The organism is Orrella daihaiensis, assembly GCF_022811525.1.
GTDB lineage: Bacteria > Pseudomonadota > Gammaproteobacteria > Burkholderiales > Burkholderiaceae_B > Algicoccus > Algicoccus daihaiensis.
The window spans coordinates 1,750,108-1,764,712 of the sequence record NZ_CP063982.1; the positions used below are offsets into that span (position 1 = coordinate 1,750,108).

Below are 14,605 nucleotides of genomic sequence, written 5' to 3' on the forward strand. Positions count from 1 at the left end.
TTACCTTTCTGATGCAATGTGATTAACCGCGTGCGATACGGGGGTCAAGCAAAGTCTGCATGACATCCACCAACAAGTTGAGCACCACGAAAAAAGTCGCTAACACCAGGATCGTGCCTTGCAAAAGCGGCAAGTCACGTTGGAAGATCGCCGAATTCAACAAAAAACCTGTACCAGGCCATGAAAAGACCGTTTCAATCAGAATCGATCCTCCAAGCAAGTAACCGAGTTGTAAACCCATAACGGCCAAGGCCGTTGGTGCTGCATTCTTGACGACGTGCAGAAAGATGCCCACATCGGTCAAACCCTTTGCCCGTAACCCCACAATGAATTCCTGGGCAAGAATTTCCGCAACCAAGGCACGAACCGTGCGGGCAATAATGCCCATCGGAATAACGCTCATCGTGACTGCTGGCAATATCAGGAACTTGATATGTTCCCAATCCCAAGCCCATTCACCAGAGCCCCCTGGACCCGCACCACTAGGGGGCAGCAACATCAATATTGAACTGAAAATAATGACCAGCACCATACCCAACCAGTAGTGCGGCACACTCACGCCAAGCACCGAGGTGGCTGATGCAGCTTTGTCGATCCAAGAATTCTGAAAGTAACCTGCAACAAAACCAAACAGGCAACCAAACACAAATCCAATGACAGTTGCAACCATTGCTAATCGCAGGGTATTAACAACAGCCTTCAGCACCTCTTCTGTGACTGGTCTACCGGTGGCGATTGAAGTTCCAAGGTCGCCTTGAAGAGCCCTGAAGATCCATGAAAAAAACTGTTCAGGCAGGGATCGGTTGAAACCGTAAAGTTCCATTAGCTGATTTTGAAGGTCAACTGAAGCATCTGGCGGCAAGATGGATACGAGCGGATCTCCGGGTGCGATATGCACCAACCCAAAGCACACGAGCGCCACACCCAGCATGATTGGCAACGTGTAGATAATTCGCTTGACGAGAAAATTAAACATGCATGCAACCCCGAAACACCGAACCACAACTGCCTAAAACACCACAGGCGAGCGCTACTCGCCTGTGGTTCGCCATCGAGGCTTACTGCATTGACATTGGTGCAATATCAATAAACCAGCTCTTAGGCTGTACAACGCCCTGCACCTTTGAACTCATCGCCCGTGGACCGGTGTCATGGGCAATCCATACAAATGGTGCTTCCTCTACGATCCGGGCGTGTAACTTAGCCAGAGCTGCATCACGCTCTTTATCATCGAATGAAGTGCGTGCAGCTGCAATCAGCTGATCGAACTCTGGCGACGTGAAGTAGCCCCAGTTATTGGAGGTTGGAGGTACCGTGCCGCTGCTCGTAAAACGTACCATTGCAAAGAATGGATCCATCGCTGCGAAGCTGACATTCGTTGCAGATGCACCGTTAGCCGAAGGATCCTTCGCCCCTTTGCGCCAATTGGTAAAGAGCGTATTCCACTCCACGACGTCAAACTCGATATCGAAATAGCAATTCTTCAGAGATTGCTGCACGAATTCGTTCATCGGCAGGGGCTGCATTTGACCCGAACCAGAAGCTGATATCTGCACTTTGGCCTTCATGGGCTTATCGGCGGAGAAACCAGCATCAGCCATGAGCTTCTTGGCAGCCTCAGGGTCATAACGAATATCAAATGATGGATTACCCCACCAAGGATGTCCGGGCGGCACAGTTCCTTTTGGAACGCCCATTTGCCCACCTAGCAAGGTTTTTAGACCCTCTCGATCAACGCACAAGTTAGCCGCATGACGGACTCGCTTATCGAGCCATGGTGAACCCTCCACGAAGGAAAGTTGCCAAGGCCAAACGTGCGGTTGTGGGTTGCTGTAAATCTTAAAGCCACGAGCCTCAATTTGTGGAATGGCATCTGGCGCAGGTGCTTCGATCCAGTCAACCTGACCTGACAGCAATGCAGCCGTGCGTGCGTTGGCTTCGGGCATTGGCAACATAACGACGCGATCGAGTTTGGCCGTACGGGCTGGATCCCAATAGTTCGGATTCTTGACAACCTCAAGACGTTCACGGGGAACGAACTTATCCATCTTGAATGGGCCGGTGCCCGAAGCATCAGCGGCAAATGCAATCCACGCTTGCTTAGCTCGCTCAGCCGGGTCAGTCACGCTAGCTGGAACAGCGTCATACTTTGCTTGCCAGTGGGCAGGCGAGGCCATGAACAAGTTTGTCAGGTTCAGAGGCAAGAACGCATCTGGCTGGCTCGTGGTCAACTCAACCGTGTAGTCATCGATTTTGCGAGCGCTGCGCAGTGTGGGCATACGCGACGCTGTTACACCAACCTGGCTGGCATCAAAATGTGGTGCACCTTTATCCAAAACCTTTTGGACGTTCCAAACCACAGCATCCGCATTGAAGGGAGAACCGTCGTGGAACTTGACGTCATCGCGCAGTTTAAAGACCCACTTTGTCTGATCATTCGGGTTGACTTCCCAAGACGTAGCCAACGCAGGCATAAGGACGCTGGGTGCGTCGTATTTGGACAAGTCCCACTGCGTCAAGGAATCATACATAGGGATGCCGGTGAATCGATTGCCCTCAAACCCTTGGTCGGGTTGGCCGAGCGTGCGAGGAATGTCCGCGGCGGTCATGCCGATACGCAGAACCTGTTCTGCGCTTGCTGTACCACCGAAAGCTACCATCAAGGCACCGCATACCGCAGCAGTTTTAAATGGCGTAAAGAAATTCGACTTAGACTTAGAGTGTTTCATACATTCTCCGACCAAAAGGTTGGTGATTTATATATGACACCGGTGCCAGTCACGAAACTGACTGCCCCAGTATCATCCCTGAATCGGCGCAAGGTACTCAAACAACCACCTCTCGACGATGACGCTTCAAAAAAAGCAATTTGCGTGCCAGCTTTAAAAGAAGAAATCTAAGAACATTCAATCCGGATGCCCAACTGAACTCACCAACACCGTGCATCACAAACATTCAAATTAAACTTTAGGTCCGAACAGCACATTCATACTGCTGCAAACAAAAGCCTGAACCACCGCGATGCATGAATTCAGCCTGACTTCCCACAATAGGTGCACTCGGCACTAATTTCGACCATTGAAATTTCGCATAAGGCTGTCCTAATATCAATGGAAAAAAATCAGGGTTAGCCATTAGATTGAATACAATTTATAAACTTGCTGTGTACGATTTTTACCAATTTGGATATTTTCAACTGAGGTTGGTTAATCATTTCTCCCAAGCGAATACTCGCTTGATTCCTGACAAGTCCAACTCGACAAGACAGCTCCAAACAGGCATACTTTTTACGATGTAACGGTACACGCGGTCGCGCCGGTAATCGCATTCATCGAGGTACTAGCGGCCGTTAATTGCATTGGGAGAAATCATGTCAAGCGCCCTACTCGATCTACCAGTCAAGATCTCTTCTGAGCGTCTATATCAATCATTGATGGATCTTGCCAAAATTGGTGCTACCTCCAAAGGCGGCAATTGTCGGCTGGCATTGACTCCGCTTGATGGACAAGGTCGCGACTTGGTCACAGCCTGGATGCGTGAAGCGGGCATGACAATTACAGTTGATCAAGTGGGCAATATTTTTGCCAGGCGTGCCGGTAAGGACAACGAGCTACCACCTATCATGACCGGCAGCCATATCGATACCCAGCCTACTGGTGGAAAGTTTGACGGATGCTTCGGAGTTCTAGCTGGACTCGAAGTAGTACGCACATTGAATGACCATGACATAGAAACAAATGCACCCATCGAAGTTGTCATTTGGACAAACGAAGAGGGAACGCGTTTTGTGCCTGTCATGATGGGCTCAGGCGCATTTGTTGGCAAATTTAAACTAGAGGATATTCTGAACACGACCGACAAGGATGGCAAGCGAGTCGGCGACGAACTAAAGGCCATCGGCTATGACGGCAAGGCACCTGTGGGTGGCAGAGCAGTCGGCGCTTATTTTGAAGCACACATTGAGCAAGGCCCGATCCTTGAGCATGAGAACAAAGTGATTGGCGTTGTGACAGGATCACTGGGACTGCGTTGGTATGACGTGACAGTAACAGGCATGGAAATGCATGCTGGGCCAACGCCGATGCCAATCCGGCAAGATGCCCTCTATGCCGCCACATTTATCATGCAAGATGTCATTCAAAACGCGCTGGACCATGCGCCACACGGACGCGGAACAGTCGGATCAGCCACGGTTCACCCTTCTTCGCGTAATGTTATTCCTGGCAAAGTGACTTTCACTGTCGATATCCGCCATGAAAATGCCGACCAACTTAGGGCCATGCACGAAAGGCTACTGGCCACCTGCTCAAGCATTGAGAAATCTCATAACGTCACTGTTAGAGTTGAGGAAGTTTCATACTTTCCGCCAACACCGTTTGACCCCACTATGGTCAATGCGGTGCGCGAGGCTGCAAAGTCAAGTGACTTAAGTTATATGGACATAGTGACCGGTGCTGGTCATGATGCCGTCTACATGGCCAGTGTTACACCGACAGCCATGATCTTTGTTCCATGTAAAGATGGCGTCAGCCACAATGAGATTGAAGATGCCAAACCGGAGGACCTTGCCGCCGGTGCACAGGTCTTATACGAAGCCATGCTACCTAGAGCAATGCTTTGAACGTAAGCCAGAAGAGGTCGCGGGCAGATAGCTCTACCCGCCGACCTGTAAAAATTTAGCTCGTCTTTGAGGGGATATCTGGAACACCATCTTCGCCAAGTTTGATACCCATACGTTCAGCGCGTTTTTTTCTGAGCTGCTGGGCGAGCCTCTGCATGTCGACCACTCGATCACCCTCATCGAGAATCTCACTTCCCAATAAGGTTTCGACGACATCTTCTAACGTCACGATGCCCTCTGTCTCGCCATATTCACCAACGACTAATGCAATATGCTGCCGTTCCTGGAGCAATGTTTCAAGAACCTTCGATACTGGAAGCGTATCAAGTACCGCGACCAGGTCGCGCCTGTATTTATCAACTAATTCAGCACCCTGCTCGCGTGACTGCGCCAAAAGCAGATCCTCACGCAGCACAAAACCTGTGACCTCATCAATGGTCTCTGGATAAATTGGCAGACGCGAAAAAGGCACTGAACTTGTTTTTTCAAGCGCCTCATCGACTGTCATATCGGCCTTGACCGCTGCAACCACTACTCGTGGCGTCATGATGGCGCTCGTTTTAAGTGATTTGAAACCAAACAAATTGCCAATAATCGCTGACTCGCGTTCGTTTAAGTGTCCCATCTCATGGCCAAGGCCAGCCATGGCAACAAACTCTTCACGATCAAAATCACCCGTTTTTTTACCGCCAGAAATCCACTTGGTGATGAGTTCGGAGACAATAATCAAGGGATACATCGATTTGATCAGGAAATTTACATAAATCGCTGTCAAACCACTCACCTCGCGCCAGTAGACCGCTCCGAGCGTCTTGGGAACAATCTCAGACAGGAAAAGAATCAACAAAGTCATGACTGCAGAAAAAACACCGAACCACACATCACCAAACACAACGGTGGCTTTTGAGCCGGCGCCAATCGCACCCACAGTATGGGCGATAGTATTGACTGTTAAGATCGCCGCCAGCGATTGATCAATCTTCTCACCCTTGAGTTGGCGCAGCAATTCAGCCCTTTTGGGATTTTTTTCGCGTAAACCAGCGACGTAGGCAGGCGTGATGCTAAGCAGCGACGCCTCAGCGACAGAGCACAAGAATGAAAATAACAATGCCAAAAGTACATAGGCAATTAGTAAGCCTACATCTGTACTCATGGCCACAGAATTGATATCAGCCACTAAAACAGTGGCATGGTGCGCCAAATCAGAGATTGCACCGGCATCATCAGATCCCATTTAGGTTTGTGTCTACCCTAGCTACAAGATGGTTTAGTTATACCTCAAACCCAACCTGCGTGTTTTGTCAGCAAACAAGATCTGGATAAACCCCTAGGACAAACAGGGTGTTACGCGCGCTCACGAGAGCTATTGACACTAACTCATCAAGTCGGGCAACCAAATCGCTAGTTGTGGGTAAGCAATCAGTGCTGCCAGAAGTATCAACATGGTAAAGATAAACGGTAAAGACCCTTTAATGACGTCGCCAATCGTGACATGATCACGGCCAATGGCTTGAATCACGAACAGGTTTAACCCGACTGGCGGGGTTAATACAGCAATCTCCATCGTAATCGTGTACACGACGCCAAACCATATCAGATCGAAGCCTGAGGCTGCAATTAAGGGATAAATGGTCGGCAGCGTGATGAAGGTCATTGAAACAGGTTCTAGAAACATACCAAGTACGATGTAGAACACGATCACTAAAGCCAGGACAAAGTATGGCGACAAATCGAAGGAGAGGAAGAAGCTTGTGAATTGCTGGGGAATTTGATAATAATTCATCACAAACCCAAACAACACCCCCGCTGAAAGAAGCAATCCCAGATAACCCATTGTCCGCATGGTCGCCATAAGGGAGTCAACAAAGGCAGCCTTGGTGAGCCCCCCTACCCAGAATGCCAAGACCAGAGTCGCTAACGCTGCGACACCAGCCGCTTCGGTTGGCGTTGCAATCCCAGCATATATCGACACCGTAATGATGGCACCAATTAACAAAACCGGGCCAATCGTCAATGCAATATCACGTGCCGACCACTTCGGACCTTTTTCGGCTTGCGGAATGTGTGCTGGATTGAGCCGAGCCCAAATCACAACGACCAAAACGAATAGAGAGGCCAGTAGCAAACCAGGGATAATCCCGGCAATAAACAACTGACCAATCGATTGATCCGTCACTATTCCGTAAAAAAGCAAAATCAGACTTGGCGGCAGCAACACACTCAAGGTACCGCCAGCTGCGAGCACACCGCTCGATAACCGACGGTCGTAGCCTAGTTTGATCATCTCGGGCAAAGCCACGCCACCGATCGTTAAAGATCCCACCATGGACGACCCACAAACCGCCCCAAAACCAGCGCATGCACCGATGCTGCCATATGCAGCCGAACCGCGCACACGAATCCCTCCGTGCATGAACCGATATAAATCAGGCCCAATACGCGATCGTCCAATAAGCTCACCCAAAAAAACAAACAAGGGTACCGACAGCAAAATGTAGTCGATCCATACACCCCAGAGCTTTAACTCCGTACTGACGAGCGATGTCGAAAACCCTTGAATACTCAATAAAAAGGGTAACGATGCGGCAGCCATCGCGAAAGGAATCGGCAGGCCGATAAAAATGAGTAGAACCAATAGTCCCATGAGGGACAAACCGACTTCATACCATTCCATCATCATTTCGCTTGTCCCGGCTCGATCTCTGAACCAGCCGCCAAGTCTTTACGATCGAGGCAAACCTGAGCCAATCGAAGCATTGCGTACCAGGTGAACAAAACCAGCGCGATCGCCCCTGGCAACCAAAAATAAAAGCGTGGCCAGAGCAGTATTTCCGAAGCCGCTCCCGAGCTGTAGGCTTTGATGGTGGCATCGATGCCAGCGTAGGAAAAGAAAGCCCCAATGAGAACCATGATCAAGAGGTTAAACGCCACCAGTGCTCGCTTGGCTTTGCCCTGCAACGTATCGACAACATAGCTCACCGTTGGGTAAGCATTAACGCTCAACGCATAAGCGAGCCCCAAGAATGCCACGGGAAACAACAACAAGGCTGTCGCCTCTGTGACGTAAGCATCAGGGTCGCCAAGCACATAACGCGTAAAGACACCATAAGAGATCCATGACATCTGGATCAGGATGATAATGCCGCCGATAATCGCGAACCATCTCGTCAGTCGCTCTGTGCCACGAACCATACGATCAAGCATGTCACCCTGCCCTCAGAATGGAGCCCATCGCGATGGGCTCCTGATACTCATTGAATTACTCAGCGTACTCACTAAAGAGACTCAAGACCTTGGCGCTTAACGCATCGCCGCAGTCAGCCTTCACAGTTGGATTCCATTTTTTCTGGATCTCACCAACCAGGCTCTGCCGCTTATCCTTGGACAACGATACCGCAGCGCCGCCACCTTTCATAACAGCATTACCCACTTGTTCGTTAACCCAGTTCTCATAGCGAGGCTTAAGCCAGACTTCTGACTCAGTCGCTGCAGCCATCAATGCCTTTTGATCATCGGCAGACAAGGAGTCGAATTTCTTCTTGTTGATCATGTAAATGATATTGCCGTAGAACAGGGTGCTATTAACCATGTAAGGCATCACTCCCCATAGCTTCCAAGAACTGTAGGTAGCCACACCCATGTTGATGCCATCAACCACACCGCGCTCGGCTGACTGATAGACTTCCTTGGGTGCGATAAACACTGGCTTACCACCCCAGGTTTCAATCATCATTGATACCAGCGGTCCAATGGATCGGACAAGCTTGCCATCAAGCTTGGAGATATCCTCAATCGGCCCTTTGAACCACCACTCCTGATCATACGAATAGTTCGAATTGATCAGTGGAACCAAACCAGCGTTAGCAGCTTCCGCCCGGATTAAATCAGCGTACTTTGCATCCATTTCGATCTGCTTTTCCAGGTCAACGAGCGCTGGATAAAGCGAAGTCACCCGATAACAAGCCAACCGCTTATCAGCAGGAATCCAACTGATGTCGGAAACACCTCCAAGAACGGCATCAACACCTTCGCTCCAACCGTGAAGAGTGGCCGATGGGAAGATTTGCACTTTGACGCGACCACTTGTCTTTTGTTCTGCCAACTCCGCAAATTTCTTAAAACCTTCGTAACGGATATCAGTCTCGTTGACATACGTTGACAGACGCAACGTCGTCTGCGCCTGAACGCTGGCTGTAATAGCCAATCCGGCGACGCACATCATTGCACCAGCCGCATATTTATTGATCATGTTGAGTTTCATACGTCACTCCTTAATGGTTGTGGAACTGATGTACTACTTCAGTGGTGATGACAATTAATTAACTGTCGCTGTAACCCGGTAAACCAAATGTTTCCGGGTACCCAAATAAGGCGGCAGAGCCACCTGTATGCAAAAAAACGATTTTGTCAGTAGCGTTGAATTTGCCTTTTCTGATCCAGTCAATCATGCCTGACAGCCCTTTGCCGGTGTAGACTGGATCAAACAGCAACCCTTCCGTTTGCGCCAATAAGGTCACAGCCTCGACCATTGCAGGCGTTGGCAGGCCGTATCCTGACCCGACATAGTCACAATCTGCGAACACAGACTGCCGGTCAACGATTCCTTCATGTCCCAGTAGCGCAGCTGTTTTACAGGCGAGGTCATAAACCATCTGCTCCTGCTTCTCTTTGGGTGCTCTAACACCGAATCCGACAACTTTCAGCGGACTATTCAGTATGCTCAAACCAGCAATCAAGCCAGCATGCGTGCCAGAGCTGCCCGTGGCCAGAACCAGGTGAGTTGCATCGAGGTTCATTTCATTGAGCTGAGTCGTCAGCTCCAGCGCTGCGTTGACATAACCGAGCGCTCCGATTGGATTGGAACCACCACCCGGAATGACATAGGGACGCCGTCCTTGCTTGGCTAAACTCTCGGCCAACGACTCCATTTCGGCCTGCATATCGGCCCCACCAGGCCGTTGAGACACCTTGGCCCCGTGCAAGCGATCTAGCAATACGTTACCGTTTAATTTGTAGTCGAAATCCTCAAAACCCGTCCGATCCTCTAACAAAATCTGACACTCAATCCCGACCTTTGCACAAAGCGCTGCCGTTTGACGCGCGTGGTTCGACTGTGTCGCGCCCTGCGTAATGATTACATCGGCTTTTTTGTCGATCGCATCGGCCACCAAAAATTCTAATTTGCGCGTCTTATTGCCACCTGTTGACAAGCCCGTGCAATCATCGCGCTTGACCCACAACTCAGGACCACCTAGGTGCTCTGACAGACGGGGCATCGGTTCGAGCGGAGTTGGCCAGTGCCCACAGCGCAATCTCGGGAATTTGGAAAGGTTCATGGCATTCCTGAATAGTTTTTATGCATTCCACCAGCCACAAGCTAGCAAGTCCAATGCTATTTTTACCTTCTACCATGCATTTTTTGCATAATATTGAACTATGCAAGAAATATCTGTCGACCTAAGACTAGAGGAAATTAGCAATGGAGCTGAAATGGCTAGAAGACTATTTGGCGCTGGTGGACTGTCAAAACTTCACTACGGCAGCCTCGATACGAAGCTCATCCCAGCCCGCATTTTCGCGGCGTATCCAGGCGCTTGAAGCATGGCTAGGTGTAGAGTTGATCGACAGAAGTAAAAAACCATTCAGATTTACCCCCACTGCCCTCGAACACGAAGCCACCATACGTGCGCTGGTCAATCAAATCTATCAAGTGCGCAATCAAGCGCAATCCTCGTCCCAGGATCGAGTGACGCTGACACTGGCCGCTCAACATAGTCTGCTTGTGTCATCGTTTTTGCCACACTTTCTGGACAAGCTTGCGGCGAGCATCAAAAACTTAAATTACCGCGTAGTCTCGGAAAACATGGATACCTGTGCGGCTATGTTTCTGAAAGGCGAGGTGGATATGCTCATTGTTTACGAGACCGTTGGGGCACAAAGTGCAATTCCGAACCACCTGTCATTGAGAAAAACATTAGGAAGCGATGAAATGATTCTCGTGGCTCATCCTGACGTGATGACACGGTGTTATCAAGGCCCAAAGAAACAGAACCTGCCTCTTCTGATCTACCCCGTTGGCAGCTTTTTTGGACAAATCGTATGGGCAGAGGAATTGCCGCGCGTGCTTCGGAATCAAAACGCCACTATTGCCTGTGAAAGTAGCTTTGCCGTTGGTTTGCGCGAGATGGCCACGGCAGCCACGGGCGCTGCTTGGCTGCCACGATCAATCGTGCTTCAGGATTTAACGGAAGGCAATCTCATTCAATTGAACGGTATCAGTGACCCCATTGCAATGAATGTCGTTGCGCACATCACCAAATTAAACGAAGCTTCACCAGCAAGAGAATTGCGCGCAATTTTCTGACGTACCGGGTGTCAAGCAACTCATTTAACTCAACCATGATCCATTGTTTACTCGCATTCCGTTAACCGCATCCAGTGATGAAACAAGGACCCGATTCAGCCTTGCCCAATGGCTCGCCGCTTAATCGGTTGGGTTAGGTGTCTCGGGCAGTGCAAGCCGATAACCCCACTTTTTTTCAAAGTTTGCCAGATCATCGAGCGTATCGACATCTGTTATGAAGTGATCATTATTCGTTTCAAAAAAAATTACTGACTCAGGATTCTGATCCATGTACTTTCGACAATACATGTCTGGCCCCTGAGCCAGAATCTCACGAATAGCTTTGCCTGAAAATACAGCAGGATTGCCCCGGGTCTTATTAACCAGCGGCACCAGAATCTCACCGTGAGATCGATTGACAAAAGCAGCAACTAGCTCTTCTATGTCATGTTCGTTGATCAAAGGCTGGTCACACAACATCATAATCACAGCATCGAATCGATCACCGATTGCGGCCACGCCTAAACGAACCGAACTCGCTTGTCCAACGGACGGATTCGGGTTCCTGACAACTTGAGCAGCAAGTCCCTGAACCACTGGCTCGATTTGCTCGTAATGGTAGCCCGTTACTATCACGATCTCTTCAATACCTGCACTCCTTAAAGCAGCCAAATGCCGCTTAATGAGCGGTACACCTTGCAACTGAAGCATCGCCTTCGCTTGATTGCCCATGCGACTGCCCTGACCTGCCGCTAGCACAACAGCACCTATTCTCATAGCAAGTATGTTTTACCTTGTTTATCCCAACTGCAACCCATGACTTTGACTCGACGCGACTGTCGATTAGCCTTTAGGCAAAGGCAGACTTGGCGCTCCGATATGTCCAGTCTTGACGTAAATAAGCGCACCCTCATTTTTCGTCAATGGTGTGTGAGCACTGTAACAAGGACTTCGAAGCCAGCTACCGGCAGGATACGCACCAAACTCATCGTAGAACACGCCTTCCAACACCAAGATCTCTTCACCACCGGGGTGTACATGACGATTAAATTGTGTGTGGGGTGCCCACCGAACCAAAGCAGTGTTCACGCCATCGGCCTCGTGTAACGGCATGACCTCAAGCCCTGACACCAACCCTGGGTACCAAGTTTGGATGTTTGTGTCAGTACAAACAGATTGCGTATCACCTGGGGTGAATTGCCACAGTTTTACGAAAAGTGTGCAGCCCGCGCTAGAACCAGGATGATGGCTAGTTCCCGGCGGATGACGCAAATAGGTCCCAGTAGGATAGACGCCATGCTCATCCTCAAAGACACCCTCTAGAACGAGAATCTCCTCGCCACCACCGTGCATGTGTGACGGAAAACTTGAGCCAGACTCGTAGCGCACGATCGAAGTCGCGCGAGCAACCTCCCCTCCAAGTCGATCAAGCATCTTACGTTGCACTTGCAGCGTAGGTGATGCAACCCAAGGCATTTGGTTCGTATCGAGTGCCACTCGCACTTCAAAGTCAGCATTAATTTGCATCAGTTTGAATCCAAATATTTAAAGTACATCCACGGCAAAATAGGATTAATCTTGTGTGAATTAAAAACATATTCCAGCATAACGCCACTTTAAACAAGGGTTAAGAGTCCCCATTTTCATGGGGTGGCTAGATATGGCTGGCAATTTATATGTAATCGAAGCTTTTGGGAGATCTGAGTAGTGAACCTGCCTAAACATCAACTTGTAATGACAGTTCTGATGACACCTGACACAGCCAATTTTTCCGGTAACGTTCACGGTGGCACGATCCTTAAGCTGCTAGATGAAGTTGCCTATGCGTGTGCGAGTCGATATGCAGGTAGGTACGTAGTAACGCTGAACGTAGAAAACGTGACTTTCCGTGAACCAATTCATGTAGGTGAGCTTGTGACGTTCTTTGCAAGCATCAACATGACGGGACGAACATCCATGGAAGTGGGTATTAAAGTAGTCGCCGAAAACATTAGGACTCAGGTAAGCCGCCATGTAAATAGCTGCTTTTTTACGATGGTGGCGGTTGACGACGATCGCAAGCCAGTGAGCGTTCCAGAGTTTGTGCCAACGACAGAAGATGAAGTCAGGCGCCATAAAATGGCGGTTGCAAGGCGCACGCAAAAAATAAATTGAATTACCTAGCGTCCACAAGCAAAAACCAATGAATTTAATGAGCTCTTGTCATGCAACAACTACTTATTGATCTGATTAGTAAATTCGGTATCACTGATATCCCATCATGGGCACAGTTACTGATATCGAGCTTGAATGTGATCATCATTATTGTGATCGCATTAATCGCGCGCAAGCTAATCGGTCGATTGCTCAATGTCGTGCATATTCGTCTGCGCTCGAAGATGACTGGTGCGGAGGAACGTAAGCGGATCGATACGATCGACAGGATACTGGGCTATGTAGCCTCAGTGGTCATTGGGGTGATTACGGTGATGGTGGTGCTAGCAGAGCTTGGCATCTCCATCGCACCGTTTTTAGCGACTGCGGGTGTTGTTGGTATCGCGATCAGTTTTGGCGCCCAGAGCCTAGTAAAGGACTACTTCACGGGTTTTGTGATGCTCATTGAAAATCAAATAAGACAAGGTGATTTTGTGGATGTCGCCGGGAAATCAGGAAATGTAGAAGAAGTCACTCTTCGGTATGTGCGTCTGCGTGACGGGGAAGGCACTGTACATTTTGTGCCAAACAGCGCAATCACCACGGTAAGCAACCACAGCCGTGACTTTGCGTACGCGGTCGTTGATGTCGGGATCGGATACGACGCGAACCTAGGCCAAACCTATGAGGTCATTAAACAAGTAGGCGCTGAGCTAAGACAAGATCCTGAAATCAAAGAAAAAATTCTTGAGGATATTCAGATTCTTGGTGTCACCGCGCTTGCTGATTCAGCGGTAACAGTGCGGGTGCGCATGAAGGTAGTCGCACTTGAACAGTGGGGTGTACGTCGAGCGATTCTCGCAAGTTTGAAGCAAGCCTTTGAAAAAGCTGGTATCGACATTCCGTTCCCACAACGGGTTGTTCGCATCACCAACAACTCGGTCACAACGCAATGAGCGACTCCTCAGCGAAGTGCCCACACGCCGTTCGAATGAGCCTGCTTTGACGCTAGAACGACATGCCCCGCGAGAGTTACATATATGGGTAGATGCTGACGCTTGCCCTGTTGCGATTAAGGAAATTCTGTTTCGCGTCGCAAATCGCACAAAAGTGATGGTGACACTGATTGCCAACCAAATGGTGTGGGTACCACCATCCCCTTGGATCCGATGTCTACAAGTACCCGCTGGATTTGATGTCGCCGATCAACGAATCGCGCTTGAGGCTCAAGCTGGAGACATTGTAGTCACAGCTGACGTGCCACTGGCAGCACTAGCCATCCAGAAGTACGCTTCTGTGTTAGATCCACGCGGGGATTTGATCGATGAGAACTCGATTGCTGAACGGCTTACCATGAGAAATTTTATGACAGAGCTTAGAGCAAGCGGGATCAACACCGGCGGCCCCTCTGCGTTTACAGCCAGAGACTCACGAAATTTTGCCAACCAACTTGACCGACTGTTGGCGCGTCGCACGCGCCAACCTATCAAATGATGTTGCAGGCCTAG

14 protein-coding genes are annotated in these 14,605 nt (G+C 49.6%); 5 read left to right on the forward strand and 9 right to left on the reverse strand.

Features of this window, described 5'->3' with window-relative positions; genetic code table 11:
* Positions 1–22 precede the first annotated feature (22 nt).
* Both DHf2319_RS08090 and DHf2319_RS08095 read right to left on the reverse strand, forming a co-directional pair.
* Positions 23–976, reverse strand: a complete 954-nt coding sequence (locus tag DHf2319_RS08090) for an ABC transporter permease (protein WP_243477714.1) — start codon at positions 974–976, stop codon at positions 23–25.
* 82 nt (positions 977–1,058) lie between these two features.
* Positions 1,059–2,660, reverse strand: a complete 1,602-nt coding sequence (locus DHf2319_RS08095) for an ABC transporter substrate-binding protein (protein ID WP_243480062.1) — start codon at positions 2,658–2,660, stop codon at positions 1,059–1,061.
* A 710-nt stretch (positions 2,661–3,370) separates the two neighbouring features.
* Between DHf2319_RS08095 and DHf2319_RS08100 the strand changes: the two genes are divergently transcribed.
* Positions 3,371–4,621, forward strand: coding sequence for a Zn-dependent hydrolase (locus tag DHf2319_RS08100; protein WP_243477716.1), 1,251 nt, complete (start codon positions 3,371–3,373; stop codon positions 4,619–4,621).
* A 55-nt stretch (positions 4,622–4,676) separates the two neighbouring features.
* Here the strand turns inward: DHf2319_RS08100 and DHf2319_RS08105 are convergent, their stop codons facing one another.
* The 5 genes from DHf2319_RS08105 to cuyA all read right to left on the reverse strand — a co-directional run bounded on the left by DHf2319_RS08105 (position 4,677) and on the right by cuyA (position 9,957).
* Positions 4,677–5,855, reverse strand: a complete 1,179-nt coding sequence (locus DHf2319_RS08105; RefSeq protein WP_243477717.1) for a CNNM domain-containing protein — start codon at positions 5,853–5,855, stop codon at positions 4,677–4,679.
* 138 nt (positions 5,856–5,993) lie between these two features.
* Positions 5,994–7,301 carry a TRAP transporter large permease gene (locus DHf2319_RS08110; RefSeq protein ID WP_243477718.1) on the reverse strand — a complete coding sequence of 436 codons (1,308 nt, stop codon included), beginning with the start codon at positions 7,299–7,301 and terminating at the stop codon, positions 5,994–5,996.
* A complete protein-coding gene (locus DHf2319_RS08115; RefSeq protein WP_243477719.1) occupies positions 7,298–7,825 on the reverse strand; it encodes a TRAP transporter small permease in 528 nt (175 codons plus the stop codon). The genes DHf2319_RS08110 and DHf2319_RS08115 overlap by 4 nt, the downstream gene beginning before the upstream one ends.
* Before the next feature lie 55 nt (positions 7,826–7,880).
* Entirely contained in the window at positions 7,881–8,882 is a 1,002-nt protein-coding gene (gene dctP, locus DHf2319_RS08120) for a TRAP transporter substrate-binding protein DctP (RefSeq protein WP_243477720.1), read from the reverse strand.
* A 58-nt stretch (positions 8,883–8,940) separates the two neighbouring features.
* Positions 8,941–9,957 (reverse strand): D-cysteate sulfo-lyase, encoded by a 1,017-nt coding sequence (gene cuyA / locus DHf2319_RS08125; RefSeq protein WP_243477721.1) that lies wholly within the window; start codon positions 9,955–9,957, stop codon positions 8,941–8,943.
* A gap of 143 nt (positions 9,958–10,100) precedes the next feature.
* On the opposite strand from cuyA, the gene DHf2319_RS08130 reads away from it, so the two are divergent.
* Positions 10,101–10,985 carry a LysR family transcriptional regulator gene (locus DHf2319_RS08130; protein ID WP_243477722.1) on the forward strand — a complete coding sequence of 295 codons (885 nt, stop codon included), beginning with the start codon at positions 10,101–10,103 and terminating at the stop codon, positions 10,983–10,985.
* Between the two features lie 120 nt (positions 10,986–11,105).
* On the opposite strand, the gene DHf2319_RS08135 is transcribed toward DHf2319_RS08130, so the two are convergent.
* The gene (locus DHf2319_RS08135; RefSeq protein ID WP_243477723.1) at positions 11,106–11,741 is read right to left on the reverse strand and encodes a nucleotidyltransferase family protein; all 636 of its coding nucleotides are present in this window, start codon (positions 11,739–11,741) and stop codon (positions 11,106–11,108) included.
* 66 nt (positions 11,742–11,807) lie between these two features.
* Complete coding sequence (locus DHf2319_RS08140; protein ID WP_243477724.1) at positions 11,808–12,491, reverse strand: cupin domain-containing protein; 684 nt, start codon at positions 12,489–12,491, stop codon at positions 11,808–11,810.
* Positions 12,492–12,671: 180 nt separating this feature from the next.
* On the opposite strand from DHf2319_RS08140, the gene DHf2319_RS08145 reads away from it, so the two are divergent.
* From DHf2319_RS08145 to DHf2319_RS08155, 3 genes are read left to right on the forward strand one after another with little or no spacing between them, the layout of a single operon-like run.
* Positions 12,672–13,118: an acyl-CoA thioesterase gene (locus DHf2319_RS08145; protein ID WP_243477725.1), complete on the forward strand. Its 447-nt coding sequence runs from the start codon at positions 12,672–12,674 to the stop codon at positions 13,116–13,118.
* Between the two features lie 50 nt (positions 13,119–13,168).
* Positions 13,169–14,053 (forward strand): mechanosensitive ion channel family protein, encoded by an 885-nt coding sequence (locus DHf2319_RS08150; RefSeq protein ID WP_243477726.1) that lies wholly within the window; start codon positions 13,169–13,171, stop codon positions 14,051–14,053.
* A 46-nt stretch (positions 14,054–14,099) separates the two neighbouring features.
* A complete protein-coding gene (locus tag DHf2319_RS08155) occupies positions 14,100–14,591 on the forward strand; it encodes a YaiI/YqxD family protein (protein WP_243477727.1) in 492 nt (163 codons plus the stop codon).
* The last annotated feature ends 14 nt before the right edge of the window (positions 14,592–14,605 follow it).

What these genes read in the sequence shown, in the direction of transcription:
- DHf2319_RS08110 (WP_243477718.1), bottom strand. Translation starts at nt 7,301, where the DNA reads ATGATGATGGAATGGTATGAAGTCGGTTTGTCCCTCATGGGACTATTG.
- cuyA (WP_243477721.1), bottom strand. Translation starts at nt 9,957, where the DNA reads ATGAACCTTTCCAAATTCCCGAGATTGCGCTGTGGGCACTGGCCAACT.
- DHf2319_RS08090 (WP_243477714.1), bottom strand. Translation starts at nt 976, where the DNA reads ATGTTTAATTTTCTCGTCAAGCGAATTATCTACACGTTGCCAATCATG.
- DHf2319_RS08135 (WP_243477723.1), bottom strand. Translation starts at nt 11,741, where the DNA reads ATGAGAATAGGTGCTGTTGTGCTAGCGGCAGGTCAGGGCAGTCGCATG.
- DHf2319_RS08150 (WP_243477726.1), top strand. Translation starts at nt 13,169, where the DNA reads ATGCAACAACTACTTATTGATCTGATTAGTAAATTCGGTATCACTGAT.
- DHf2319_RS08100 (WP_243477716.1), top strand. Translation starts at nt 3,371, where the DNA reads ATGTCAAGCGCCCTACTCGATCTACCAGTCAAGATCTCTTCTGAGCGT.
- DHf2319_RS08095 (WP_243480062.1), bottom strand. Translation starts at nt 2,660, where the DNA reads ATGGTAGCTTTCGGTGGTACAGCAAGCGCAGAACAGGTTCTGCGTATC.
- dctP (WP_243477720.1), bottom strand. Translation starts at nt 8,882, where the DNA reads ATGAAACTCAACATGATCAATAAATATGCGGCTGGTGCAATGATGTGC.
- DHf2319_RS08105 (WP_243477717.1), bottom strand. Translation starts at nt 5,855, where the DNA reads ATGGGATCTGATGATGCCGGTGCAATCTCTGATTTGGCGCACCATGCC.
- DHf2319_RS08140 (WP_243477724.1), bottom strand. Translation starts at nt 12,491, where the DNA reads ATGCAAATTAATGCTGACTTTGAAGTGCGAGTGGCACTCGATACGAAC.
- DHf2319_RS08130 (WP_243477722.1), top strand. Translation starts at nt 10,101, where the DNA reads ATGGAGCTGAAATGGCTAGAAGACTATTTGGCGCTGGTGGACTGTCAA.
- DHf2319_RS08115 (WP_243477719.1), bottom strand. Translation starts at nt 7,825, where the DNA reads ATGCTTGATCGTATGGTTCGTGGCACAGAGCGACTGACGAGATGGTTC.